The sequence below is a fragment of the Streptomyces sp. NBC_00691 genome, from assembly GCF_036226665.1.
Lineage (GTDB): Bacteria > Actinomycetota > Actinomycetes > Streptomycetales > Streptomycetaceae > Streptomyces.
On sequence record NZ_CP109007.1, the window covers coordinates 152,095 to 177,810 of the forward strand.

Sequence of the window (25,716 nt, forward strand, 5' to 3'; positions counted from 1 at the left end):
CCACGACGGACCGGATGTCCCGTCTGGCTGAGACACAGTGACCGACCTTTCTCAATGACAGGTTCGACAGTCGGGCGAACCACGCTGGAGTACCCAGCGACTCTGGTGCAGCGCGCTGCTCTTTCGCTGAACTCCTGTTGAAAAGCTGGCAGCTGAGACAGAGCAACGGCGAAGCTATGCCGCTCCTCTCGGTCAACCGGCGTCTGCACGGCGCCGTGCCGCCGGTGCTGCTGCCGCCTTGTGCTCATCGACGAGCTCCACATTCTCGACATCGGTACGCGGGTGGGCGCCGAGGCATCCGACCAGATCAAGTACCTGTCCGAGCGCATCCCGGCGACCTTCGTCCTGGCCGGCGTCGACGTCGAGGGCACCGGGCTGTTCGCCGGACGCCGCGGCGGACAGATCTCCAGCCGCTCCCCACCCTCATCCCCACCGGCGCGCAGCGCACGGACCATCGAGCGGGCGCCGGAACAGCGCACGACGGCGGGGGCCTGGTCGCGGCCCGGCCTCGTTCGCCGCCTCAGACGGGTCGCGTAGAGGCCGCTGTCGGCCGTGCCGGAGCCACGGAAGCTGTAGCGGTCCAGCCCTCGGGCCGGGCCTGCGGGGACGATCGCCGGTGGACACGCAGCGAACCGCTCCCGGACCAGTCGGCGAAACGGGCCGGCCCGCCTCCGCGATCCGACACCTGATCTCTGAGAAGTGCACCCCGTACGGATGTTGTGATTCTGGATCCAGATGTAGTACTTCTTATACATGAGTGAGCAGGTGCACAACAGGCTGGCTGTTGTCAGAGCCGAGCGGAAGGTGTCTCGACAGGCACTGGCCGAGGCAGTGGGCGTCCACTACCAGACCATCGGCTACATCGAGCGCGGCCAGTACAACCCCAGCCTCGACCTGGCCCTGAAAATGGCCCGGTTCTTCGGTCTCCCTGTGGAAGCGCTGTTCTCCCTGGAGCCGTTCCAGCTGCTCACCGACGAGTTCTACGGGAGGAACCAGTGATACCCACCACGCGCTACGACCGGCACATGTACGCGCTGATGAACGACCGCCGCGCGGCTGCGGTCCATGCCACCACGACCCGGCGTCGGTTTGCCGTCACCGCCCATGTCGCCCTCACCGCCGTCGGGGTGGGCGCCTGGATCGGCACGGTCTTCGGCCCCGGGTGGGGACCGGCCCTCGTGGTCGCGGGCGCGCTGCTGCCCTGGGTCCTGCTCACCGGCGTCCTGAACGGCTCAACTCGCGGACTCCTCGAGCTACGGGGCCGGATGCTCGACGAGCGACAGCTCGCCGAACGCGACCGGGTACGGGCCTTGGCCCACCGGATCACTCTGTGGCTGCTCGTTGCCGCGGCGATCGGCGCCGGCGCCTACAGCACCCTGGCGGATGCGCCTCTGCGCGCGGCCGTGACACCGGTCCTCGTCGGCGTGCTCGCCGCGCACTGGATGATGCCGCTGTGGGTGGCGGCCCTGCGTGTCCAGGACGAGCCGACCGACTGCCTGGCCGACGCGGCTTGAGACGATAGGCCTTCCAGTCGTTTGCCTCCCCACACGTGGGCACCGCTCCAGGGCGCGTGAACCACACCAAACGGCCAAAAGGACACGGTCCAGGCCACGGTCCTGGTCAGCTCATACGACCCGTCGGACAGGCCCTCACCCCATGTACGGGCCGACAGTGCAGACAGGACTCTGGGTATCCCGCACTCCGGGAGCGGTGTGAGCGCTGCTGCCTCGGGTAGCCGGGCCGACATGTTCAGACACCGACGTGTAAGGGTTACGTGCGTCCTACTGGTCAGCTGGGGGGTGCTCACCGCCATGGGACGCTGGGCGGAGCACTCCACTTGGCCGAGGGCCGTGGGGAACGGACTGCTGCTCGGGTGCGTGGTGGCGGGTACGTGGTGGTTCGCCGAGATGACACAGGGGCGATCGCTACGACGGAGCGATCCCGGCCTGGAGAAGCCTCGGTTCAGCAAGCGGCGCTGAGAACGATCATGGTTTAGTCGGTGCGAGCATGCTGACACGGTTCTCGTACGCACTGCCGTGCACCGGCCGGGACCGCCTTGGATGCCGTGGCCGCCGCCGACGTGCCGCCCGCGGTCGGCGGCCGCGTAGCGCTCAGGGCTCAGCGAGCCCTGAGTGAGCGGGTGGCCCGGCCGGACGGCGACCACCGGTCGGTCTCTGCCGACGAGGTGGTGGTGGAGCCGACCGCGACGACCCAGTCGAGGTCGCCCTCGGCGTCGGCCTGGGCGAGCAGGGCGGTGAAGCCCACTGGGCGTCAGTCAACGACACGCATCAACCAACGATCAGATGATCCGAAGTAACGGCCTAGACACACCACACCATTGCTCTTCTCGGTCACCACCCCTGATACGCCGGCCGTCCCACCGACCACCTACGCCTCGGGCGACAACGAGGCGGCGAAGAAGAACGTCACCAGCCTGCTCACCGACCTGGGCTGGCAGCCTGCACGGATCGAAGACCTCGGAGGCATCTGCACTGCCCGGGCCACCGAGGTCATGATCCTGGTCGGACCCCACGTCCTGCGCCGACGCGGCTTCGAGCCCTCAGCGGGCTCGCGGGGTCAGCTGAGCATCGATACCGAACGTCGGCGCGGACACCGCCCGACCGACGGTTGCACGTCATGCCCGACCTCGCCGTCGGCAGAGCCCCTGTCGAGCCCTCGCCTCGTACAACCGCCGAATTCAGAAGCTATGGACACCGGGCCAGCCCTGATCTGCTCGGGATGCACCGGGGTAGTTCAGGCTGTCAGGTGAGCGGCTCAGGCGCGGGTACCGGGCCGGGCAGTGGACCCGGATGGGGCCCCGGCTCCGGGCGGGGACCTCCCGGCTGGGGATCCGGCCCAGGCTGCGGCGGAGTCGGCGGTACGGGGTCAGGACCGCCCGGCCCGGGCACCGGACCGGGCACGGGGCCCGGTTGCGGGCCAGGACCGGGTCCAGGCGTCGGGGTGGGGCTCGGCGGGACCGGATCATTCGGCGGCGTACCCATGGTCACCTCTTCACGTCGGCGTTCGGGGCCCGGGGCCGGCTGTGGTGCCGACCGGCCGGGAAGGACAGGCGTCTCAACGGGCGCCGGCTGCGGCTGCGGCGGGCCCGGCCGAGTCGAATGCCCGGTCCGTACGTCGCTTCCCATGATCACACCTGCTCCCTGGATCGGAAGGGATTCAGCTCCCTCCTCCCTCGACTGCCCGAGGAAGTCGCACTCATGCCCGCGCACCGCCTCCGAGCTGGCGAACACGCATCCGGTCGGGGCAGACCGTGACCATGACCGCCACCTGCGGCGTCGGAGCGGCGCTGCCAGCTGGACGGCTACGGCGAGCGTTATGCCGTCGAGTGCGCGTCCGCCGAGGGGAAAAACGCGCAGATCCTGGCATGCCACCCTTCGGGCACTTCAAGCCAGCCTTAAGTAAACGTTAAGCCGCTGACGTCCGAGGAAAACAGCAGGTCAGAGGCGTGCAATGAATACGTCCAGTGTTGCCATGGGCATTACATCTCCACGATACTCACTGCCCCGGGGTGACATCGCGTCACCTTTGAGAGCGCTCTCACCGGCAGACCGACGGCTGGTCCCGCCCGGACGCGTTCTCCTCCCCTTCCTCGGAAAAGGATGACTGCCCATGGCTGCTGCTCATCGAGCGAGACGCTGGTCCTTCGGCGGCCTGGTGCTGGTCGTCACCGCCGGGCTGGTGGTGGCGGTGTTCATGTCCCTCGTGGGCTCGGGTGCTTCACAGGCCGGTGCCGCCGCGGTTGCCGCGCAGACCTGGTCCGACGAGTTCGACGGACCGGCGGGCCGCGCGCCCGATTCCGCGAAGTGGACGCTGGAGAACGGCGGTTCGGGATTCGGGAACCACGAGTTGCAGTACTACACCACCAGCACGGCGAACGCCGCGCTCGACGGCCAGGGTCACCTGGTCCTGACGGCGCGGAAGAACACCGATGCCGGGCTGCGGTGCTGGTACGGGCAGTGCCAGTACACGTCGGCGCGGCTGAACACCGCCAAGACGTTCACGCAGACGTACGGCCGTTTCGAGGCGCGCATCAAGATCCCGCGGGGACAGGGGATCTGGCCCGCGTTCTGGATGCTGGGCAATGACCTCGGCACCGTGGGGTGGCCCCACAGCGGCGAGATCGACATCATGGAGAACATCGGACGCGAACCCCAAACGGTGCACGGCACGGTGCACGGGCCGGGGTACTCGGGAGCGGGCGGCCTGGGCGCGTCGTACAGCCTGCCAGGTGGACGGGCCTTCGCCGACGACTTCCATGTGTTCGCCGTGGACTGGAGCCCGAACTCGATCACCTGGTCGGTCGACGGCACGCCGTACAAGACACTCGCCCCGGCCGGCACCAACGGCGACAAGTGGGTCTTCGACCACCCGTTCTTCCTCCTCCTCAACGTCGCGGTCGGCGGCGACTGGCCCGGTAGCCCCGACGCCTCCTCGGCCTTCCCGCAGACGATGGTCGTCGACTACGTACGCGCCTCCGGCAGCGCCTCCACCACCGCACGCCCGATACGCGGCATCGGCGGCATGTGCGTCGACGTAGCGGGGGGCTCGAACGCCGACCGTACGCCGATCCAGCTGCACAACTGCACCGGGAACGCGGCCCAGCAGTGGACCGTCGGCGGCGACGGCACCGTTCGCGCCCTCGGCAAGTGCCTTGACGTGGCCGGTGGTTCCGCCGCGGACGGCGCCGTGGTCCAGCTCTACACCTGCAACGGCACCGAGGCACAGAGATGGACGTACACCGGCGCCCGCGACCTCACCAACATCGGCGCCGGCAAGTGCCTTGACGCCAAGGGCAATTCCTCGGCCGACGGCACCCGGCTGCAGACCTGGACCTGCAACGGCGGCGCCAACCAGAAGTGGACGGTCGGCTGACCGAACCGCGGACTCGGCAGGGCCCGCCTGCCTGAGTTCTTCCCCGGCTTCCGATCCGTCCCCGTTCCCGGCTCCTCCCCCGCCCGACCGGCCCCTCCCCCGCCCCCCGTTCCGCACCTGTACCAGGCGCCTCCCCCACCCGACCTCCCACAGAACGGCCCCCACCATGACGGCTCGCCACCAGCGAACGATGTCCCGCAGGAAACTCCTCACGGCGACCGCGGGCCTTGCCCTGGCGGTGCCCGCCGTGGCCACCTGGCTCGAGGCCGACGCCGACGCTTCGACCACGCCGACGCTCCCGCTGGATCTGGTCAACACCACCGGCAACGACACGGTGTACGCCTACGTGCTCGGCCGCGACCCGGCGGCCGGCGGCAGCTGGGCCTTCATTCAGGCGGACGGATCCAGCCTCCACCACCCGCCGTCCCCGGCCAGTGACCAGACACCGCTCGACGTCGACTGCGCCCTTGCCCTCAACGCGTCCGGAGCCGGGGCGCGGCGGGTGACGCTGCCGCGGCTGTACAGCGGACGCATCTACTTCTCCGTCGGCGCGAAGCTCACCTTCCTCATGAACCGAGGCGGCGGCCTGGCCCTGCCTTCGGTGAGCAACCCGACCGACCCCAACGCCGACGTCCACCACGATTTCTGCGAATTCACCTTCAACGAAGATCAGTTGTACGCCAACATCACGTTCGTCGACATGGTCTCGCTGCCGATCGCCTTCCAGCTGGAGACCGGACAGGGTCCCCAGACGGTGCGCGGACTGCCCGCCGACGGGCTGTCCCGGGTCGCCGCAGCACTGCGGGACCAGTCCGCAGCCGACGGCAGCGACTGGAGCAAGCTGATCGTCGCCAAGGGCGGCACCGAACTGCGCGTGGTCAGCCCCAATCTGGCCATCCGGGGCAACAACACCCTGTTCCGCGGATACTTCGACAGCTACGTCGACGAGGTGTGGAACAAGTACCGCTCCACCGATCTGCGCATCGACACCCAGTTCACCTGGGGCACCGTCACCGGCCGGGTGAACGGCGACACGCTCGCCTTCCCGGGAGTGGGCACCTTCGCCAAGCCGTCCACCCTCTCCGTCTTCTCCTGCAGCGACGCCCCCTTCACCACGGGCAACGATCTGATGGGCAACCTCAGCGCGCGGCTCGCCGCCGCCTTCAACCGCACCACCCTGCTGGACAACCCCCACCAGCCGACCGCCGAGAACCCGGCCTCGTTCTACACCCGGCCGCGGACCAACCACTACGCCCGCATCCTGCACGGCACCACTCCCGACCACCTCGGGTACGCCTTCCCCTACGACGACGTGCACCCGGCCGGGGTGGACTTCGAGGGCAAGGTCCAGTCCGGCAGCCCCGGGCGCTGGACCATCACCGTCGGTGGAACCGCCGACGGCGGAGGCGGTACGCCGACGCCGACCGCCACCGCCACAGGTGGCGGGATCAGCGCCTTCGCCACCATCCAGGCCGAAGCGTTCACGTCCCAGTCGGGAGCCCAGGTGGAGGCCTGCTCCGACAGCGGTGGCGGTTCCGATGTCGGCTGGCTGTCCCACGGCGACTGGCTCAAGTACTCCTCCGTCGCCTTCGGCACCCGAGGCGCCACCCGCTTCACCACGCGTGTCGCATCCGGCGCCACCGCGGGTGTCAGCGGCCTGGTCCAGGTCCGCCTCGGCAGCCCTACCGCCGCTCCGATCGGCAGCTTCGCCGTCGCCGGCACGGGAGGGTGGCAGACCTGGCGTACGGTTCCGGCCGACATCAGCCACACCACGGGCACCCACGACGTCTATCTGACCTTCACCAGCGGTCAGCCCTCCGACTTCGTCAACCTCAACTGGTTCACTTTCGCCTAGGACCTGTCCGGCCGGTCGTCCGACCGATCCGTGCCCGAGCCGTTGCCGGAAGGCGTTTCACGGACGCCACCGGCAACGGCATCGGCCGACGTCACCGGGGAACGCCAGTAGGACGAGGCGCCGTGGCAGGGTCTCTTCGCCCGGCTGTGGAGGTCGTACGGAGGCGAGCACCTGGGACCTTCGGCCCGCCAGGGGCGCTTGGGCAGCGACCGCTGCCCTCCCTCCTGTCCGCTGAGGCATTCCTGCGGCCGGGTTCATGCGGTGTCGTGGAGTGGAACCCGACTGTCCCCGCGGAAAGGCGCCTTCTCCATGGCTCGCGAAGCCGACCGGTCTCAGGACTCAGAACACCGACACCAGCACACGACGAAGCGAGCCCCTCTCCCCGCGTCCGGAGCACTTCACACCCAACGCACCGCCGGGAACAGCGCGCTGGTCCAGCTCCTGCGCCAAGCGGGCCACCCCTGGGCCCAGGAACAGCACCAGCACTCGGCCGGCTGTGGACACCAGCAGAACGCACAGGCCGAACAGCCCTCGGTACAGCGCTCCGCCGTCCACGATGTGCTGCGCAGCTCCGGACGTCCCCTCGACGACGCCACCCGCACCGACATGGAAGCGCGCCTCGGTGCCGACTTCTCCGACGTCCGCGTCCACGACGACTCCGCCGCCCGGGCCTCCGCCGCGGAGGTCGGCGCCCGCGCCTACACCTCCGGCAGCCACGTCGTCATCGGCGTCGGCGGTACCGACCGGCACACCCTCGCCCACGAGCTGACCCACGTCATCCAGCAGCGCCAGGGCCCGGTCGCGGGCACGGACAACGGCTCGGGGCTCCGGGTGAGCGACCCCTCGGACCGGTTCGAGCGGGAGGCCGAGGCCAACGCGACGCGGTCCATGGCGGGTCCGGCGCCGTCGCACGCACCGACCGAACCGGCGCCTCTGCCGGCGCCGGCGGAGGCGCGTCCGTCCGCGGCAGTGCAGCGCGCGATCGGCCTTGAGGTGGAGGTCGACCGGCCGGTCGTCCGGCACACCGGGGAGGACGTCAAGAGCGGCGACAGCACGGGCATCGAGATGATGAGGCACTCCGGGCAGGGCATCAAACTGGTCTCGGACAGCCGAGGCACCTACACGAACGCCGAGTTCGTGGCCGAGCCCAGCGCGGTGCTCCCCGGCGAGGAGCAGCGGTTCCCGCGCACGGTGGCGCAGACCATCGACCATCTGGAGGAAGCCCACCAGCGCCTCTACGCCCCCGGTGTCGACACCCCGCAGGCCGAGAAGCAGATGAGGAGGCTCTATCCCGAGAACAAGGGATACGAGCTGGCCACCGGCTTCAAGACGGCGAGGGTGGCTCCGGAGAAGCCCCATGTCGAGCGGAACGGCCAGGAAGGGAAGGGACAGGGGCTCTTCATCCACCAGACCGTGGGCCTTCCCCTGAACGGCATGACGGACGTCTTCGCGGAGGCCGTGCAGACCCCGGAGCCGCGGAACAAGACCCGGAGCAAGGTCCGCGCCCTGGTGAAGAGCAAGGCCCACGACCACCTGGCGAGGTCGGTCCAGGTCGGGAACGAGCTCGGCGCGCGGTTCCTGCAGTCACCGGCCGCCGCCACCGCTCCCGGTCACGACGCCGCGGTGGGGGCGCAGGAGGTCCGCGGCTTCGGTTCGCTCTGCTACACCCAGTTCGCCGCGCTGGCGGACAAGCTCCGCGCGGACGATCCGGCGCGACCGGGCGAGACGGCACTAGGACAGGTGAAGAACAAGACCGCGGTGCTGGCCCGGGTGAGCCTGGGCACGGTCCAGCAGTCGATGCCGGATTCCGCGAAGGTCTTCCTCGTCGGCGACGTGGACGCGATCCGGGCAGGCATGTGGGAGCACTACTTCGCAGTGGTGCCGAGGACCAGCACGGACGTTCCGCCGATCAGCGAGGCGCACGTCCGGGAGCTCGACCGGTACCTGAACGAAGCCCTGTCGGGCATCGCCGAGTTCCTCCGGGTCCCGGGCGGGGACCCGGACCGGGAGGTGGGCCCGCAGGAGCGGGAGTTCGGCGGCATGACCGAGCTCACGTCGCTGGACTCGCCTGGCGGGGTCCCGGTCGTCCCCCTGGAGTTCCGCAGCTTCGGGGTCGGCATGGCGAGCTTCGCCGATATCCGCCAGGACGTCGGCCATCTGGAGGACTGGTCGAGGAGGGCGCACGGGACCGCGGCGAAGGCCCGCAGCGGAGAACAGCAGCGTGAGTACACTCCGATCCCGATGACGGCTCCGTGGCAGGTCGCCGCGCCCCAGGCGGCACCCCAGCCGTCGCACGAGCAGCGGTTCGCGGCGTCCTCGGGACGGTGCCGCGAGATCTACCAGCAGCGGGCCGGAGATCCGGCCATCGCGGCTCTCGCCCCCTTCCTGCAGGTCGCGGGCGTGCTCGCCGCGAAGGGCGGCAACCCGCAGGGCCCCGCGGAGACCCTCGCCGCGCTGGAGCACGTCATGACCCATGGAGGGACTCTGGCCGACGTGCAGCAGATCGCGGCCCGCTTCACCGAGTGGGCGACGGCCGTCGGCATGGCGCCGGCGATGAGCAGGCCGATCGCGAACGCCGTCGCGGCGTACGGGCGGGCCGCGGGGGCCTAGTACTCCAGCAGGACTTTACTGTCTGACCTGCGGGTTTCGCTGGGCGGCTGGAGTGTAGCGGGACTTCGGTCGTGTGGGGGCGGTCTCAGGGAGACCGCCCCTCGATCGTGCGACAACGCCGCAGGTAATGGCAGCGGCGGGCGACTGCTTGGCGTCGGCGGCGCCAGTTCGACCAGCTCAGCGCGTGATGTAGTCCTCGGTGTCCGCTCAGGTGCGGGGGCCGGGCACGACAAGCTGCCAGGAGTCGCCGAACCTCCGCCACTGTGAGTTCGATGGCCTCGGCTGTCCCATCTGTCCCGCCCCTTTTTCCCGGGGCTGGCATGCCGTGGCGGTCAGGAAGGCGTGGGCGAGCATGGCCAGAGTGATGTGCCGATACCAGCCCACGTAGCGGCGGACTTCGTACTGGTCCAGGCCGCATTCGTTCTTCGCGGCCTGGAAGCACTCCTCGATCGCCCAGCGGGTCCCGGCGACCCGCACCAGTTCCTGGACGGTGACCTGAAGGGGTGCGTAGGCGAGGTAGTAGGCGATCTCGTCGGGCTTGCTGACGCTGCGCCGGGCCAGTGCCCAGCGCATCCGGTGAGGGACCTCGCCCTGATAGTCGAACTCCGCGACGGCCGGCAGCCGCACCGCTGCCCAGTGGTAGACGCGGGGTCCCTTCGCGCCGTCGCCGCACGAGGTCTTCTCCCACGCTTCGTCCGGAGCCTGCGCGAACAGAACCTCGATCCGTGAACAGCCCACACTAAACTGGGACTTGGGGACGGCCAGCACGTAGCCGACACCCGACTGTTCCAGCAGCCGGCGGAATCGGTTGTCCTGACCGTAGGCGGAATCCGCGGTGACCCAGGCGATGGGCAGCGGCGAGGCGAGGGCCCGCAGCACCAGGTGCCGGGCCAGTTCACCCTTGGTGGCGAACTCCCGCTCGTCGGGGACCCTTGCGATGCGGCAGCGTTCCCGGTCCTCGGTCCAGGACTTCGGGAGGTAGAGCTCGCGGTCGACCAGGGCCCTGCCGCGGGTGGTGGCGTAGGCGGCGAAGACGCCGATCTGGCAGTTCTCGGTCCGGCCGGCGGTGCCGGAGTACTGGCGCTGGACCCCGGCGGAGGTGGTGCCCTTCTTGATGAACCCGGTGTCGTCAATGATCAGGACGCCGTCGGCCTCGCCGAGCTTGTCGGCAACGTATTCCTGCAGGTCGTCGCGGATGTCGTCGGGCTCCCACTTCGATCCGGCGAGGAGGTGCTGCAGGCCGTCGGGCGTGCGGTGGCCGGCCTGTTCCGCCAGCTGCCAGCTGTTCTTGCGGGCCACCGGGGCGAGCAGCCCGCGCACATAGTCACGCATCCGGCGGCGGAGCTCGACTCGGCCGAAGCGGTGCCCGATGGTCAGGAAGAGATCGTCCAGTTCGACGTCCCACTGCGCGGCGGCATACTCGGTGATCACCCTCGGAGGCTGCCCCGCTGCTGTCACTATCTGCGGCGTTGTCGCACGATCGAGGGGCGGTCTCCCTGAGACCGCCCCCACACGACCGAAGTCCCGCTACACTCCAGCCGCCCAGCGAAACCCGCAGGTCAGACAGCAAAGTCCTGCTGGAGTACTAGTACTCCAGCCGGACTTCGGTGTATGTCCTGTTCAACGGCTTGAGCGTGGGATTCCAGCTGGATGGTGCCGGGTGAGGAGCGGACTCCCCCGGCCTGTCCGGCGAACGGATGACCACGCCGTGTGGAATGACAGCGGCGGGACCGGGCCTGGCGTCGGCGGCGCCAGCTCGACCAGTGCATCCCGTGGTTGCTCTGGGCGACGGTCGCGGCCATCTCGTTCCGGTCTGCCAGGGTCAGATCGAGGGCTGCCGGGACCATCGTGGTTCCCTCGGAGCTGCCGCTGCCACGGGTCGCGTGGAAGAAGTACCGGAAGGCGTCTGGATGCGGTGCTCCACTGCTGCGGTGGGCACTGCTCCGACACGGCCATGAGATCTGCGGACGGATGCGCAGCCAGTCGGCGAGGGCGTCTTCGAGTGGTCGGGGGCGAACGTCATCCGGTCTCGCCCATGGCCCCGGCGAATTTCGAACTCACCGCGTCGACCACCGTGGCGTCCGGCGAGATCCAACTGCCGAATCGGCCGCCGATCGCACCCTCCGCAATCTCGCCGGCTCGCTCATCATCGACGCCGTTATAGGCGAGGAACCAGCCGAGCACCTGCTCACAGTGGCCGTACCAGCCGCTCTCGGCCTGCGTCCGGTCGGCCACCACGGTGACCAGCCGTGTGCAGGCCCGCTCCCAGTGCCAGGGATCCGCCGTGACCCCCGTCGAGTGCGACGGCGGCGCCAGCGTGGCAAAGCGCTCCGCAAGATCCTCCAACCAGTCACGCCACTCGAGCAGACCGGCGACGACCGATGGAGCGGTCTCTTCCGCCGTGGTCACGGAATGGGAGGTGCAGCACCACGCCTCGACGATCCCACCATCGGTGTCGCCCTCCCCTATCGACCAGTTCCACCCGCAGGCCCATCGGCCGTATCGGTCCACCAGGAACTCGGTGACGGCGACCAGTGAGCGCCCCCGGTGCTGTTCGGCAACCTCGGTGCTGGGCAGCAGGGGAGCGACAAGACCGGTCAATGTCTTCGCGGCATCCTCGTCCAGCTCGAACGGGTGCCGCGACGGATCTACTTCCGCCCAGGTCAGGGTGTGCGCCCACAGTTCAGTCACCATCTCACTCTGCCGTGTGCATCGCTACGACTCCAGTCGGTATCGAGCGGACTCCGGCAAGACGGGGAGGATCCTTGCTCAGCCTTCTGCACATCAGCTCAGCAGGGGGTGGCGCGTCGTCCTTTTCCCGACCCGACACGGTTGCGACGCCGACGGGATTCGAACCCGCGAGACAGACAGGGGCAAGGCCGCCCCGTCTCCGTCACTCGCCGCGGAGGGGCCCTCCCCCACGGCGATCGCATTGGACCGCTCTGCCACGGCACGCAACCTGCGGGACCACGCGCGGTCCCACTCCCACCCAGGATAGAGATGTCGTTCGTCCCGGACGAGTCCATATCTGGGATCCGACCGGCGCCCCGTGCGGCCCGGGATCGGCACGGTGTCCCCGGACCTCGGGTGGCCCCGTACCGCCGGAACGACCCGCCGCGGACACGGGGGCGGTTCCCCCTACCCGAGTGTCGGTTCGTCCGCGGGCGGGCCGACCCTGGACGCCTGATCGGTCGTACGTGGCAGCCGGGGGTGAGCGACGTCGTGCCGGGCGCTCCAGGCGTCGATGTTCCAGTCGAGCCTGAGCACGGCGACGTCGTCCGTGTGCCGGGCCGCGTTGAGGGTGCGGGCCTCCTTGATCAGGTGGTCGAGATGAGTCGCCGGGTCGTTGGGAGGCAGCTCGTGGATGAGTTGCAGGAGGCCCTCCACACCGAGCCGGTCACGGCCGGAGCCGTGGTGCCCTTCGGTGAGGCCGTCGGTGTAGATCGTCAGCGCTCCGGCACGCGGGAGCGGGACGACCGTGGCGGTCCAGGCCCCGAGCTCGGGGACGAGGCCCAGGGCCGTGCCGTGTGTCGCCGGTATCTCCCGGGTTCCTTCGGCCGTGGTGAGGAGCGGGCGGTGGTGGCCGGCGAGGTGGAGGGTGGCGGTCGCCGCCTCCTGGTCGAGGGTGATGATCGTGCAGGTGGCGAAGAGCATGTCGGTGCCGCACTCGGCGACCAGCACGCGCTCCATCAGCCGCAGGAGTTCCGGGCCCTGGTGCCCTCCCAGGACGAGGGAGCGCCAGGCGATGCGCAGGCACACGCCGACGGCCGCGGCGTCCGGGCCGTGTCCGCTCACGTCACCGACGACGGCGTGCAGCAGGCCGTCGTCTCCCTCGACGACGTCGAGGAAGTCCCCGCCCAGCAGGGCACCCTCCGCGCCGGGCAGATAGCGGCTCGTGACGGTGACGGCGGAGGTGTCGAGGATGGGTGGGGGCAGCAGTCGCCGTTCCAGGCGGGCGTTCTCCTCGGCACGCAGCCGGGCCTTCTGGGCCTGGGCGGCGGCGCGCTCGGTCTCGCTGCGGTAGACGGCGTAGCGCAGGGTCCGGTGGAGCAGCTCGGCCTCGACCCGGCCCTTGACGAGGTAGTCCTGGGCTCCGGCCGTCATGGCCTCGGCGCCGGCCTGTTTCTCGGACAGGCCTGTGAGGACGATCACGGCGGTGTGCGGGGCGATGGAACGGACGGCGGCGACTGCCTCGGTCCCCGAGATGTCGGGCAGGTGCAGGTCGAGGAGGATGCAGTCGATCGACCGGGCGGCGAGTTCGGTACGCGCGTCGGCGAGGGTCGTCCGCGTGGTCAGCTCGAACCGGAGCCCGGTGTCGTGGAGGAGCTCCTCGACGAGCAGGGCATCGGCCGCGTCGTCCTCGATGAGAAGGATGCGGTACGTGGGATCGGCGTCGGCCTGCCCCTGGGCGGCCATGTGGGAGAGGGTCACGACTCCTGCTCCTCGTCTGCGCGCGTCGCTGCCGGCATGGCGGAGAGCCCTTCCGGCGCCGGCGGGGCGCTCGCCAGGGTGAACGTGATGCGGGCTCCGTCATGGTGATCGGGGTCCACCGCGATCGTGCCGCCATGGAACTCGACGATCTTCTTGCACAACGCGAGTCCGATGCCGCTGCCCTTGTAGGCGTCCTTGGTGTGGAGCCGCTGGAAGATCACGAAGACCTTCTCGGCGTACTCAGGGGCGATGCCGATGCCGTTGTCGGTGACGGCGAACCTCCACAGCTCTCCGTCCCGCTCGGCGGAGACGTGGATGCGCGGTGCCGTTTCGGGGCGGTGGAACTTGATGGCGTTGCCGAGCAGGTTCTGCCAGAGCATGCCCAGTTGGGTGCTGTCGGCTGTCAGTGACGGCAGCGGGTCGTGGGTGATGGACGCGCCGGTCTCCTCGATGCTCACACTCAGCGAGGACAGCGTCCGCTCGTGGACGACGTCGAGGTCGACGCTCTCCAGCTCACGATGGACGCGTCCCACCCGGGAGAAGTCCAGGAGGTCGTTGATGAGGACCTGCATGCGGTTGGCGCCGTCGACCGCGTAGTCGATGTACTGGTCGGCCCGGTCGTCGAGCTGGCCGCCGTAACGCCGCTGCAGGAGCTGAGTGAAGCTGGACACCTTCCGCAGCGGCTCCTGCAGGTCGTGCGAAGCGACGTAGGCGAACTGCTCCAGCTCGGCGTTGGAGCGGTGCAGGTCGGCCGACTGCGCGTCGAGACGCCGTCGTGCCTCTTCGGTGTACGCCAGCTCCCGTACGAGCTGGCGGCGCATGAAGTCGATCTCCGAGCTCAGCCGGCGCAGGTCCGCCGGACCGGTGGGTGTGATGGGGTGCTCGAAGTCGCCGCCGGCGATGATCCGGGCGTCCCTGCCGAGCTGCTCCAGGGGTGACGTGATGCCCCGGCGCAGGGCCTCGAAGACCAGGACCGCGAGGGCGGCGATGACGGCCGCGATCGCGGTGAACACCCAGTTCCTCAACGCCATCGTGTCAGCCAGGTCCGCGGCGGCCCGCGTCCGGTCCGTCCGCAGCCTCTCCTGCTGGCCGGCGAGGGCGCCGCGGAGCGCGTCGAACGTCTCCTTGCCCTCCGCGGCCCGGCTGGCGGCCAGCGGAGCGGGCGAGCCGACCGGGGCGGCGGCGATGGGGCGGGCGATCCGCTCCTGCCACCTCTCCACCGCCTCCTGCACGGCCTGGAGATCCCTCAGACCGCCCGGATCGCCGCGGAGCAGCTCCTGGAGTCGCGCGGTGTGCGTGGCCTGGTCGGCCAGCCCCTGACGGTAGGGGTCGAGGGTCTCGGAGGCTCCCGTGAGTCCGTAGCCGCGGATGCCTGTCTCCTGGTTGAGCACCGCCGACTCCAGTCGGAAGGCGGTGCTGAGGGCCGGCGATTTGACGTTCACCAGGTCGTCGCTGAGCGAGGCGGTCCGTCCCAGCACCCAGGCCCCTGCGAGCCCGAGGATCGTCAGGACCGTCAGCGAAGCGGACACACCCACCCGCAGCCAGCGGCGCGTGGTCCAGGTGGTGAACCTGCCCGCGCGCGGTCCGGCGCTACCGCTCATTCCGAGAACTCCTCCGATGATGGCCGCCTCCAGCTGAGATGGACGACAGCGCACACTGTAGAACGCGGCCGACAACGATTGTTGTCGCAGGGTCGGATCTGCGCCTACAGTTCCGCATATGCCTGGCAGGAACTTCGTTCTGCGCACCACACCCGACGAGACGGCAGCCGTCGCGACGTCGGCGGTCGCTCACCTTGCGCGACGTCTTGCCCTCCAGCTCTTCGAAGAAGTCCCGTCCGCGCCGGAGGGAGCTCCGACCGGAAACCGCGAGGCGGCACAGGCCCTGACGGTCCTGCACCTGCTGGAACAGTTCCAGCAGGCCGCCGAGCAGCTCCAGCGCGGAGCCGCCCTGTCCGCAGCGCGTGCGGGTGCCGGTTACCCGCAGATCGGCGCTGCATGCGGGATGACACGCCAAGGTGCCCGACGCCGCTGGCCGGGACTCTTCGACCCATCCGACGACGCACCCATGGAGCACCCGATGATGACCACGCCTGTCCAGCCCTTCGACGTCCTGCTCGTCGAGGACGACATGGCCGACGCCATGCTCATCGAGGAGGCCCTGTCCGAGCGGGGTGCGCGGAACCTGGTGCAGGTCACCGATGGCGTGGCCGCGCTCGAACACCTCCGCACGCCCGGGACCCCCCGCCCGGACCTGATCGTCCTCGACCTGAACATGCCCCGGATGAACGGAAGGGACCTGCTGAAGGTCCTCAAGTCCGATCCCGCGTTCCAGACCATCCCGGTCGTCGTGCTCACCACGTCCTCCGCGCCCGACGACGTGAGCGGCGCCTACAACAGCCACGCCAACGCCTACGTGACCAAGCCCGTCAATCTGGACGAGTTCGAGGCCGCCGTCCAGAGCATCGACGCCTTCTACCTGGACACCGCCACCCGGCCGCCCCGCGGCTGACACGGGACGACAAGGTCACGGTCGGCCGTCGGGACGTCGCGGCCACGCGAGTCCGGCGGCGGGCTCCCCGGGGGGCCGCCGCATGGAGGATCTCGGCTACACATTGTGTCTCCACCGGGACCCGGGAAGTCGACGCCGCGCTGATCGCCGCCCGCCGCCGCCTGCCCAGGGGGCGCCCCGAGGACGACTCGGTCCTGATGGGGAGACCCGGCAGCTGGGACGCGGCCTGCCCGCCCCTGATCGGGGCGGGCAGGCTGTGTGGTCGACCCCGTGGTCGTACCCGGGGTTACTTCAGGCCGTTGCTGATCGCGTTCACGAGTTCACCGTTGCCGGTGTCGCCGTTGAACTCCCAGAAGAACGCGCCGCCCAGACCCTGGCTCTTGGCCCACGCCATCTTGGTGCCGACGGTCGCGGGGGTGTCGTAGCTCCACCAGTCGGAACCGCAGTGCGCGTACGCCGTGCCTGCGATCGTGCCGGTGGCCGGGCAGCTGGTCTTCAGGACCTTGTAGTACTGGTTGCCCGGTTCGACGCCGGCCGCCGGACCGGTGGCGCTGCCGCCAGGGGCGGACTGCGTGACGCCGGTCCAGCCGCGGCCGTAGAAGCCGATGCCGAGCAGCAGCTTGGTGGCGGGGACGCCCTTGGCCTTCAGCTTGGCGATCGCGTCCGCCGAGTTGAAGCCCTGCGCGGGGATGCCGGGGTACGAGGTCAGCGGGGAGTGCGGGGCCGTCGGACCCTGCGCGGCCCAGGCGCCGAAGAAGTCGTACGTCATCACGTCGTACCAGTTGATGTACTGCGCCGCGCCGCCGTAGTCGGCCGCGTCGAGCCGGCCGCCGTTGGAGCCGTCGGCGGTGATGGCCGCGGTGAGCAGGTTGTTCGGACCGAACTTGGCGCGCATGGCCTGCATCATGTTCTTGATCGAGGCCGGGCCGCTGGTGTCGCAGGTGAGACCGCAGGAGTTGGGGTACTCCCAGTCCAGGTCGATGCCGTCGAAGACGTCGGCCCAGCGCGGGTCCTCGACCAGGTCGTAGCAGGACTGCGCGAAGGCGGTCGGGTTCTGGACGGCCTGGCCGAAGCCGCCGGACCAGGTCCAGCCGCCGAAGGACCACAGGACCTTGATGTTCGGGTAGGCCTTTTTCAGCTTGCGCAGCTGGTTGAAGTGACCGCTCAGCGGCTGGTCCCAGGCGTCGGCGACACCGTCGACGGACTGGGCGGCGGTGTAGGACTTCTGGTAGTCCTCGTAGGGGTCGCCGATGGTGCACTTGCCGTTCTGCACGTTGCCGAAGGCGTAGTTGATGTGGGTGATCTTCGAGGCGGAGCCCGAGGTCACCAGGTTCTTCACCGTGTAGGAGCCCCAGTTGGTGAAGTAGCCCAGGTTGATCTTGCCGCTGCCGCCGGGGTTCTCGCCGCCACCGCCGCCGGTGGTGCGGACGGGAGTGGCGCCGGAGGCCGGGCCGGTCTGGTCGATGGTGTCGCGGGCGACGACCGTGTAGCTGTAGTCGGTGCCGGCGGTCAGGCCCGTGTTGGTGTAGGTGAGGCCGGTGACGGTGGCGACGGTGGTGCCGTCGCGCTTGACGTCGTAGTTCTTGACGCCCTTGTCGTCGGTGGCCGCGCTCCAGGTGAGCTTCACCGAGGTGTCGGTGATGTCGGAGGCGGCGGGGGTGCCGGGGGCGGAGGGGGCGTTGTCGCCGGGCTGGGTGGTGCCGTCACAGGCGGCTCCGTTGAGCTTGCAGCCGGTGGGGGCGCCGGTGCCGCTGCCGTTGAAGCCGAAGGAGACGGAGGCGCCGGGGGCGAGGGTGCCGTTCCAGCCGAGGTTCTTGGCGGTCCAGTGGTCCGCGGAGTTGGTGACGGTGGCGTCCCAGGCCGAGGTGACCTTGGTGCTTGAGGGGAAGTCCCACTCGACGGTCCAGGAGTTGAGCGTGGTGGTACCGGTGTTCTTCACCGTCCACTTGCCCTCGAAGCCCGAGCCCCACTCGGAGGCCTTGGTGTAGGTGGCGGTGGCCGAGGCGGCGGCTTCCGCGGGGGCGGCGAGGCCGACCATGGCGGCCAGCGGGAGGAGTAGCGCGGTGGCGCCCGCGAGGGCCTTGGACCGCTTGTTCAGGATGATGCTCTGCGCCGATCTGGTGCGGCGCCGCCGCGTTGGGGTACTCAAGGAAGCTCCTCGGGTGAGGTTCGGCGGGCAGGGGTGGTCCCTGGCCTGTCGACCCTGCGTGTCCCTGAGTGCGTGGTGTCCCTCCTCGGCACCCACCGCAGTGTCCCCGCGACCCTAAGAAGGACTAGACCAATCGTCAAGAGGTCTGGACCAAAAGGCCGTTGACGACTTCGCGACCTCGACCGCCACTCCGTCCCGGGTGCCGGGTGACAGGAGCCCCGATCGGACGGGCGCCCTTGACCCTGGCGACGGCGAAACCATCAACAGGGCCGGTGGAGTGCGTGGTTGCGTGCGCTGGCGATGATGAGGGAGACGTTTTGCCCGCCGAAGCCGAAGGAGTTGCTGAGTACGGCCTCTTGGGGGGCGTCTCGTCGATCCGCGACGAGATCGAGGTCGATGTCGGGGTCGACGCCGGCCGTGGTGAGGTTACGGGTGGGTGGGATGACACCGTGCTTCACGCTCAGGACGGCCATGAGCGCTTCGATTGCGCCGGCGGCGCCGAAGAGATGGCCGAGCGCCGCTTTGGGGGCGGTCACGGTGGCGCGGCCGAAGACCTCCCGGATGGCGTGCGCCTCGGCGACGTCGCCGACCGGGGTCCCGGTGGCGTGGGCGTTGATGTGGCTGATGTTTTCGGGGGCCAGGCGTGCTTGCGCGAGGGCTTTGCGCATGGCTGAGATCTGGCCGGAGCCGTCGGCGGCGGGGGCCGTGATGTGGTGGGCGTCGGCGGCGATGCCGACGCCCGCGAGCACTGCGTGGACGTGTGCGCCTCGGGCAGTGGCGTGTTCGGCGCTTTCGAGCACGACGACGGCGGCGCCTTCGCTGAGGACGAAGCCGGTGCGGTCCGCGGCGAACGGCCTGGAGGCTGAGGCTGGTTCGACGCTGTAGCGCGACAATGCCTGCGCCTGGACGAAGCCTGCAACGGTGATCGGGGTGATCGCGGCCTCGGTCCCGCCCGCGATGACTACCTCCGCCTCGCCTGCACGGATGAGCCGGGCCCCCAGGGCGATCGCCTCGGCGCCGGAGGAGCATGCCGAGACGGGCGTGTAGGCCCCGGCCCGCGCACCGTATTCGATACTGATCAGTGCTGCCGCCGCGTTGGGCATGAGCATCGGGACGGTGCGTGGCGAGACCCGCCGTTTCCCGGCCGTCTCCAGTACGTCGTGTTCCTTGAGCAGCGTCCGGACGCCCCCGATACCGGTGCCGATCACCGACGCGAGCCGGTCCGCGTCCACCCGGGGGGTGCCGGCATCGGCCCAGGCTTCGGCCGCCGCTACGAGGGCCGCCTGCTGGGAGCGGTCGAGCCGCCTGGCCTGCACCGGCAGCAGCAACTCGGCGGGGTCGATGGCCATGGTGCCCGCGACGATGTCGGGAAGGCCGGTGTCCTGGTGGCTTGGCAAGACCCCGCCGCGGATGCCGGACTCGCCGGCCAGCAGGGCACTCCATGTGGACTCCACGTCTCGACCGAGTGGTGTGATCGCGCCGAGTCCGGTGATGACGACTTCAGTCCGGTGCATGCCCTCGGACCTTTCTTGTATGCGATACAAACGAACGAGGCTTTGTTGTATCACATACAATGACGGGGTGGAGAAGAAGCGAACCGAAGCACGATCGACGTCGGCTCCGTCGCGGGACCGCGGTCGCGCGACGAGGCGCCGGCTGATTGAGGCAGCCGCACGGCTCTGCCGTGAGCGACCCGGCGCGGAGGTCAGCGTCGCGGAGATCGCGGATGCGGCAGACGCCTTCCCCAACCAGGTCACCTACTACTTCGGCTCCAAAGACTCGCTACTCGTGCACGCCGCGTTTCTCGCCTTGCTGCACGACGTCCGACGCATTGAGCGCATCGGTCGCCAGGCCCCCGATGCGGCGGCATTCCGACGCAACATCGCCCGCGCGGTACTCGCGATGCCCTCGCTCCCATCGGTCGCGCGAGCACTCGCCGGCGGGATCTCGAAGCCGGAACTCGGACTCGTGGTCGACCGGCACCTCCAGTTGCTGTTCCGGCAATCCGAACGCTTCGTGAGCCAGATCATCGATAGTCGCGGCTGGCGAACCCGCCGACCGCTCAGCGTGGAGACCAGGACGTTCTGGAGCACCGCGCTCGGCGCAGTGCTCCTCGTCCGCGCCGGGGCACACGGCACCGTCGCCGACCTCGACCTCGCCGGATCACTGACCATCCATGACCAGCCCGAGCACGGGTAGACCGGGGAGCGCCATGCGGGCGAGGGAGCCTGGCCGCCGTGGACGCACAACGCGTCAGGGCATCTGCTCTCCGGAGCACGTCCGGAACCGTGATCAGTGCCTCGTAGACGCTCGGGCGGAACGTACGGGGGCCGGTCTGACGAGCAGCACCGAGCCGTTTGGCCCCGAGCAACACGAGCGTCGGCGTCGTCCGACATCTCCTCGCAGAGCCGCAGCGCCTCGTCCAGGTCCTCCGTGACGAAGGTGCCACCAGGATCGAGTGTCCGGACCGGGCGTGGACGCCGCCGGACCGCGGACTCCTGTCACAGTACGCGGGCCCTGCTGCGATGGCGCAGCTTCATCCCGCCCAGGATCGCCGCCAGGGCGACGGCGGCCGCCGCGAGGGCGGGGCCGCCGACGGTGAGGGCGCGTTGCAGGGAGGCGGTGGCCGCGTATCCGGTACCCGCCTCGACGGCGGCCCACAGCGGGGCGGCGACGACGCTGTAGGGGGCGATGCGGAGGTAGGACACGCGGGTGGCGCCGGCCAGGTGGGGTACGAGAGTGCGGATCACCGGCAGGAAGCGGGAGAACAGGACGGCCTGACCGCCGCGTCGGGCCATCAGCGCCTCCGTGCGCTGCCATACGGCGTCGGGCAGGCCGCGGCCCAGGCGGCCGGTACGCAGGCGAGGGCCGAACGCCCGTCCCGTGCGGTGGCCGAGGAAGTCACCTGCGACCACCGCGCACGCGGCGGTCGCGATCAGCAGCGGAAGGTCGAGCTGCCCGGTGCGGGCCAGTGCGCCGGCCGTGAGCAGCAGGGTCAGGGTGGGCACGAAGGCGCCGATGAGCAGGACCGACTCGGCCAGGACGGCCAGGACCACGATCCCGTACGCGGCTGTCGGCGGGACGTGGCTGAGGGCGGTGATCAGCGCGTTCACCGGTCGGCTCCGGTCGCGGTGTGCTCCGGGCCGGGGATCGCGGAGGGTGGACGGGTCAGCTGCCAGACCCTTGCGGGGGGCAGGTTCGACCAGACCGTCCAGCATCCGGTGGCGTACTGGCGCTGGTAGCCGCGCAGCACCTCTTCCACTGCTTGGTGGCGGCGGGCCTGTGCCCGGGTCGCGACCAGGGACCGGGCCTGGCGGCTGCCGAGGTAGGCGAAGTAGGTCAGGTTGCCGCCGGGTTTGAGCAGCTCGAGATAGCGGTCCATGATCGTCTGGACCTGGGCGGGTGTGAAGTTGGCGAAGGGGAGGCCCGAAAGGATGACGTCGTAGCGCCGGTCGAGTTCGAGGTCCTCTACGCGGCGCGCGTGGATGCGGACGAGCTGACCGCGGCCCGCGAGGTGGGGGTGCGTGTGCACGAGCCGGTGCAGCCTGGCAGTGAAGCGCGGGTTGGTCTCGGCGATGTCCAGGAGGCTTCCGGGCGCCAGCTGGGGAATCAGCGTGCGGGTGACCGCCCCGGTCCCCGCTCCGGCCTCCAGTACGTTCACGGGCCGGTCCCCCCGGGCTCGCACGGGGTCGGTCAGGGCGCGGGCAAGGGAAGGGCTGCTGGGGGCGATGGCGCCGGTCCTGTGGATGTCGCGGGCGGCTTCGAGGAGAAACATCCAACCCTCGGCATGGCGCTGCGCGATGACTCGTTCAGGTGAAGTGGTCCGCTTATCCATGGACTGAACGCTAGAAATGGTTCTGGGCCTTGAAATCATCCGATGTGCGCCCGGATGCCCCTACGAAAGTAGGGGGTGAAGCGGGATGATGGTCGGAGTCCTTCCGCGGCGCCCGCTTCTAGAATTCTGAGCGTGAGAGCAAGCTGGACACTCCCGTCCGCATGGAGCGCCTATCCCCGCCGGGGCGTGGTGGTCCTGGCGACCGCCACGGCCGTTCTCAACGGTGCGGTGACCGCGGACGGCCAGTACCTGACGCCTCGCACCGCGGTCGCGGTGGTGAGCGGTGCGGCGCTGCTGGCAGGTCCCCGGCTTCCGTGGTTCGCCGCCCCGCTCACCGCGGTGGTGGCAACGGGGCTGTGGGGGTGGCCGATGCTGTCGCTGCTCCTCGTCGCCCTGTTCGACCTGGCCGCGTGCCGCCGCATCACGATGGCCGTAGGCAGCTGCGCCGTCGTGCTGGCCGTCAACGCGGTGGCACCGGCGGCGATCTCCCTGTGGCGCCCACAGCAGTACGGCCCCGTCCTCTTCATGCTTCTGGCCATGGTCGGCGGGCTCTGGATGGGCAACCGCCGCCGTCTGGTCAGGGCGCTGAACGACCAGGTCGAGCATCTGCGCGTCGAGCGGGAGCTCCGGGAGGAGACGGCGCGGGCCGCGGAACGTTCACGCATCGCCGCCGAGATGCACGACGTGCTCGCCCACCGTCTGAGCCTCATCGCCCTGCACACCGGTGTCCTGTCCACACGGGCCTCGACCCTGCCTCCCCCGGTCGCCGAACGCCTCACTCTGCTGCGTACCGCTTCCACCGAAGCCCTGGCGGACCTGCGGGACGTCCTGGGGGCCCTGCATGAACGCGGCCCCACCGCCGAGGCCCCTCCCTCCCCCATCCTGCGCGACGTCCACGAGCTCGTCGAGCAGGCCCGGGAGGCCGGCCAGCAGGTCGAACTGCGGGTCAGTGGGAGAGCCGAGCAGGCGCCGGCGTCGCACCGGCTGGCTCTCTACCGCCTCGTCCAGGAAGGCCTAACGAACGCCCGCAAGCACGCGGCCGGCGCACCCGTGCGCATCCGTCTGGACTACGGAGGACCCGCCACCGTCGTGGAGATCATCAACGGCTCCGGCGAAACGGCCGGACACGGCACCCCCTCCGGTTTCGGACTGGTGGGTCTGGCCGAACGCGTCCGTGCCCTGGGTGGGGACCTCCACGCAGGGCCTCACGGACCTGGCTCCTGGCGGCTCGCTGCCCGCATCCCCCGACCCGCACCCCCGGCACAGAACGGCTCCCGCCCATGATCCGCGTGATGATCGCCGACGATGACGCCCTGGTCCGCCTCGGCCTGGCAGACCTCCTGAAGGGCGATGAGGACATCGACGTCGTCGCTCAGGCCTCCGACGGTCTCCACGCGGTCGAACTGGCCACCGCGCGCCGCGTCGACGTGGCCCTCGTCGACGTGCGGATGCCCCGCATGGACGGCATCACGGCCACTGCCCACCTGCGCGCCCTGCCCCACCCGCCGAAGGTCATCACCCTGACCACCTTCGACCTCGACGAATACGTCTACAACGCCCTGGCCGCCGGAGCCGACGGGTTCCTGCTCAAGGACACGGATCCGGCCGAGATCCTGCGCGCCGTCCACCTGGTCGCGACCGGTTCCGCGATGCTCCACCCCACTGCCGCCCGCCGCATCATCGACCGGTACCACCGGTCAGGGCTTCCCCAGGCCGCCGGGGCCCGTGACCGGCTGGACCGGCTCACACCCCGCGAACGCGATGTCCTGGCCCTGCTCGCGCAAGGGGACACCAACGCCGACATCGCGGCCTCCCTGGGGATGCGCGAGAGCACGGTGAAGGCCCACGTCAGCCGCATCCTCACAGCTCTGGACGTCACCAACCGCGTACAGGCCGCCCTCCTGGCCCGCGACGCCGGCCTCACCTGACGCGTCCCCGCTCCCGCGACGAGAGAGGTGTCGGGACGAACACGGAGCTGCACCGGTGTTCCCGGACTTACGGCGTGAGCAGCGCGTCCGCGTGGCACAGGCCGCTCTCCTCCACCAGGTCGTCCAGCGACTGAGGTGTTCGTACGGGAATCAGCACGGTGTCGTCGCCCCGATGGAGGACTCCGTACACTCCCGGTCGCGGCAGGCTGTTGTACGCCCACGGCGCCGAGAAGTAGTAGGCCCCGGTGTCGTGCAGCACCACGAGGTCGCCTTCCGAGAGTGCGGGCAGCAAGCGCTCGTGCGCCACCACGTCCCCCGCGAAGCACAGGGGCCCGGCGACGTCCTGGGGCACCACGGGAGTCGTCTTGAGCATGCCGTCCGGGGCGTGACCGGTGATCCGCACGGGCCAGGCGTCGGGCATGAACACGGTACGGGTCGCCACCTGCGCTCCGGCATGGGTGAGCGCGATCCGCCGGCCGCCCGAGGTCTTGACGTACTCGACCACCGCCGCGGTGAAGCCGTTCTTGGCGAGCAGCGACCGGCCGAATTCGGTGACCAGCTGGTAGCGGCCGTCGAGCAGGGCGGGTTCGACGTCGGTGAGGACGCGGACATAGTCCTCGAACGTCGGCCTGGTCGTGTCGTCGGAGAAGTTGACCGGCAGTCCTCCGCCCAGGTCGAGGCTGGTGACCTGGCGTCTGCCGACGTACTCGTCGATGTCCTCCGCGAGTCGGTGCAGCGCGGCGAGTCCTTGCGCGATCAGCGGGAGGGGGCAGCCCTGCGAGCCGACGTGGGCGTGGAGGCGGGTGAGCCAGGGACGCTGCAGGAAGGCTTCGAGCACGCGCGCACGGGCCCCGGGGTCGTCCAGGGCGACCCCGAACTTGGAGTGGGGGGTGGCCGTGCTCATGGCCGCAATGGCGCCGGCCCCGACCTGCGGGTTGACGCGCAGACCGATGACGGACGGGGAGTCGGAGGGACGCAGGGCGTCGATGCGATGGAGCTCGGCGAGATTGTCCGCGTTCAGCGCGATCCCCAGCGTGAGCGCGTCACGGATCTCCGCCCGGGTCTTGGCCGGCGAGTCGAGAACGATGCGCTCGGGTGGGAATCCCGCGGCCAGTGCCAGGCGGGTCTCGCCCGGGCTCGCCGCTTCGCAGCCCATGCCGGCGTCCGCCAGGAGCCGCAGGACCGGAACGAGCGGGCAGGCCTTGGCGGCGAAGGCGTGCAGGACGTCCGGCACATGGGTGAAGGCGTCCTGGAGTGCGGTGACGCTGTCGCGTACGCCCTGGACGTCGATGAAGCCGGCGACGGGGTGGCCCACTCCCACGACGCCCTCCAGCGTCGCTTTTCGCAGGGTGGCCTGAACTTTTTCCTGGTGCAGCATGATGCGTCTTTCCCTTCGCTTCCAGCGGGTGCGGCGCCCGGTCACCTCGGGTGAGCGGACGTGAGGGGCGAGGCCGTGCTCTGGTGGCGGGCGCCGAACGCCTCGTCGTGCGTGGTGGCGTCGCGC

Annotated in this window: 19 protein-coding genes, 1 tRNA gene and 2 pseudogenes; 11 read left to right on the forward strand and 11 right to left on the reverse strand. The window is 70.0% G+C overall.

Annotated elements, in window-relative coordinates:
• The first annotated feature begins 240 nt into the window (after positions 1-240).
• The 3 genes from OG392_RS00815 (at position 241) to OG392_RS00825 (ending at position 1,514) form a co-directional block, all read left to right on the forward strand.
• Complete coding sequence (locus OG392_RS00815) at positions 241-537, forward strand: hypothetical protein (protein WP_329274304.1); 297 nt, start codon at positions 241-243, stop codon at positions 535-537.
• Positions 538-753: 216 nt separating this feature from the next.
• Positions 754-999, forward strand: a complete 246-nt coding sequence (locus OG392_RS00820) for a helix-turn-helix transcriptional regulator (protein WP_329274306.1) — start codon at positions 754-756, stop codon at positions 997-999.
• Positions 996-1,514 carry a hypothetical protein gene (locus OG392_RS00825; protein ID WP_329274309.1) on the forward strand — a complete coding sequence of 173 codons (519 nt, stop codon included), beginning with the start codon at positions 996-998 and terminating at the stop codon, positions 1,512-1,514. Before OG392_RS00820 ends, OG392_RS00825 begins: the two co-directional genes overlap by 4 nt.
• Before the next feature lie 604 nt (positions 1,515-2,118).
• Here OG392_RS00825 and OG392_RS37490 read toward each other — a convergent pair.
• Positions 2,119-2,265: a hypothetical protein gene (locus OG392_RS37490; protein ID WP_443054642.1), complete on the reverse strand. Its 147-nt coding sequence runs from the start codon at positions 2,263-2,265 to the stop codon at positions 2,119-2,121.
• 1,365 nt (positions 2,266-3,630) lie between these two features.
• Between OG392_RS37490 and OG392_RS00835 the strand changes: the two genes are divergently transcribed.
• The 3 genes and pseudogenes from OG392_RS00835 to OG392_RS37495 all read left to right on the forward strand — a co-directional run.
• Positions 3,631-4,893: a family 16 glycosylhydrolase gene (locus OG392_RS00835; RefSeq protein ID WP_329274312.1), complete on the forward strand. Its 1,263-nt coding sequence runs from the start codon at positions 3,631-3,633 to the stop codon at positions 4,891-4,893.
• Positions 4,894-5,083: 190 nt separating this feature from the next.
• A complete protein-coding gene (locus tag OG392_RS00840) occupies positions 5,084-6,748 on the forward strand; it encodes a glycoside hydrolase family 64 protein (protein ID WP_329274315.1) in 1,665 nt (554 codons plus the stop codon).
• A gap of 309 nt (positions 6,749-7,057) precedes the next feature.
• Positions 7,058-7,639, forward strand: a pseudogene (locus OG392_RS37495) (eCIS core domain-containing protein); the annotation flags it as partial.
• A gap of 1,926 nt (positions 7,640-9,565) precedes the next feature.
• Here the strand turns inward: OG392_RS37495 and OG392_RS00850 are convergent.
• The 5 genes from OG392_RS00850 to OG392_RS00870 form a co-directional block, all read right to left on the reverse strand.
• On the reverse strand, positions 9,566-10,789 hold the full coding sequence (locus OG392_RS00850; protein ID WP_443054638.1) for an IS701 family transposase: 1,224 nt from the start codon (positions 10,787-10,789) through the stop codon (positions 9,566-9,568).
• 588 nt (positions 10,790-11,377) lie between these two features.
• Entirely contained in the window at positions 11,378-12,049 is a 672-nt protein-coding gene (locus OG392_RS00855) for a hypothetical protein (protein ID WP_329274320.1), read from the reverse strand.
• Positions 12,050-12,193: 144 nt separating this feature from the next.
• A tRNA-OTHER gene (locus tag OG392_RS00860) sits at positions 12,194-12,312 on the reverse strand.
• 184 nt (positions 12,313-12,496) lie between these two features.
• Positions 12,497-13,774 (reverse strand): PP2C family protein-serine/threonine phosphatase, encoded by a 1,278-nt coding sequence (locus tag OG392_RS00865; protein ID WP_329286999.1) that lies wholly within the window; start codon positions 13,772-13,774, stop codon positions 12,497-12,499.
• A gap of 11 nt (positions 13,775-13,785) precedes the next feature.
• A complete protein-coding gene (locus OG392_RS00870) occupies positions 13,786-15,390 on the reverse strand; it encodes a sensor histidine kinase (protein ID WP_329274322.1) in 1,605 nt (534 codons plus the stop codon).
• Between the two features lie 118 nt (positions 15,391-15,508).
• On the opposite strand from OG392_RS00870, the gene OG392_RS00875 reads away from it, so the two are divergent.
• Positions 15,509-16,300 carry a response regulator gene (locus OG392_RS00875; RefSeq protein WP_329274323.1) on the forward strand — a complete coding sequence of 264 codons (792 nt, stop codon included), beginning with the start codon at positions 15,509-15,511 and terminating at the stop codon, positions 16,298-16,300.
• Between the two features lie 76 nt (positions 16,301-16,376).
• Positions 16,377-16,497, forward strand: a pseudogene (locus tag OG392_RS37500) (DUF5133 domain-containing protein); the annotation flags it as partial.
• 89 nt (positions 16,498-16,586) lie between these two features.
• Here the strand turns inward: OG392_RS37500 and OG392_RS00880 are convergent.
• Positions 16,587-18,449, reverse strand: coding sequence for a glycoside hydrolase family 18 chitinase (locus OG392_RS00880; protein WP_329274325.1), 1,863 nt, complete (start codon positions 18,447-18,449; stop codon positions 16,587-16,589).
• 260 nt (positions 18,450-18,709) lie between these two features.
• The gene (locus OG392_RS00885; protein WP_329274327.1) at positions 18,710-19,963 is read right to left on the reverse strand and encodes a beta-ketoacyl-[acyl-carrier-protein] synthase family protein; all 1,254 of its coding nucleotides are present in this window, start codon (positions 19,961-19,963) and stop codon (positions 18,710-18,712) included.
• 67 nt (positions 19,964-20,030) lie between these two features.
• Here OG392_RS00885 and OG392_RS00890 point away from each other — a divergent pair, with 67 nt between their 5' ends.
• A complete protein-coding gene (locus OG392_RS00890; RefSeq protein WP_329274329.1) occupies positions 20,031-20,648 on the forward strand; it encodes a TetR/AcrR family transcriptional regulator C-terminal domain-containing protein in 618 nt (205 codons plus the stop codon).
• Between the two features lie 302 nt (positions 20,649-20,950).
• Here the strand turns inward: OG392_RS00890 and OG392_RS00895 are convergent, their stop codons facing one another.
• Together OG392_RS00895 and OG392_RS00900 are read right to left on the reverse strand one after the other, a co-directional pair.
• Entirely contained in the window at positions 20,951-21,562 is a 612-nt protein-coding gene (locus tag OG392_RS00895) for a DedA family protein (protein WP_329274331.1), read from the reverse strand.
• On the reverse strand, positions 21,559-22,284 hold the full coding sequence (locus OG392_RS00900) for a class I SAM-dependent methyltransferase (RefSeq protein WP_329274333.1): 726 nt from the start codon (positions 22,282-22,284) through the stop codon (positions 21,559-21,561). The genes OG392_RS00895 and OG392_RS00900 overlap by 4 nt, the downstream gene beginning before the upstream one ends.
• A gap of 132 nt (positions 22,285-22,416) precedes the next feature.
• On the opposite strand from OG392_RS00900, the gene OG392_RS00905 reads away from it, so the two are divergent.
• Positions 22,417-23,568, forward strand: a complete 1,152-nt coding sequence (locus OG392_RS00905; protein ID WP_329274335.1) for a sensor histidine kinase — start codon at positions 22,417-22,419, stop codon at positions 23,566-23,568.
• Positions 23,565-24,212 carry a response regulator transcription factor gene (locus OG392_RS00910; protein ID WP_329274337.1) on the forward strand — a complete coding sequence of 216 codons (648 nt, stop codon included), beginning with the start codon at positions 23,565-23,567 and terminating at the stop codon, positions 24,210-24,212. Before OG392_RS00905 ends, OG392_RS00910 begins: the two co-directional genes overlap by 4 nt.
• 67 nt (positions 24,213-24,279) lie before the next feature.
• Here the strand turns inward: OG392_RS00910 and OG392_RS00915 are convergent, their stop codons facing one another.
• Positions 24,280-25,590: a diaminopimelate decarboxylase gene (locus tag OG392_RS00915; protein WP_329274339.1), complete on the reverse strand. Its 1,311-nt coding sequence runs from the start codon at positions 25,588-25,590 to the stop codon at positions 24,280-24,282.
• Between the last annotated feature and the right edge of the window lie 126 nt (positions 25,591-25,716).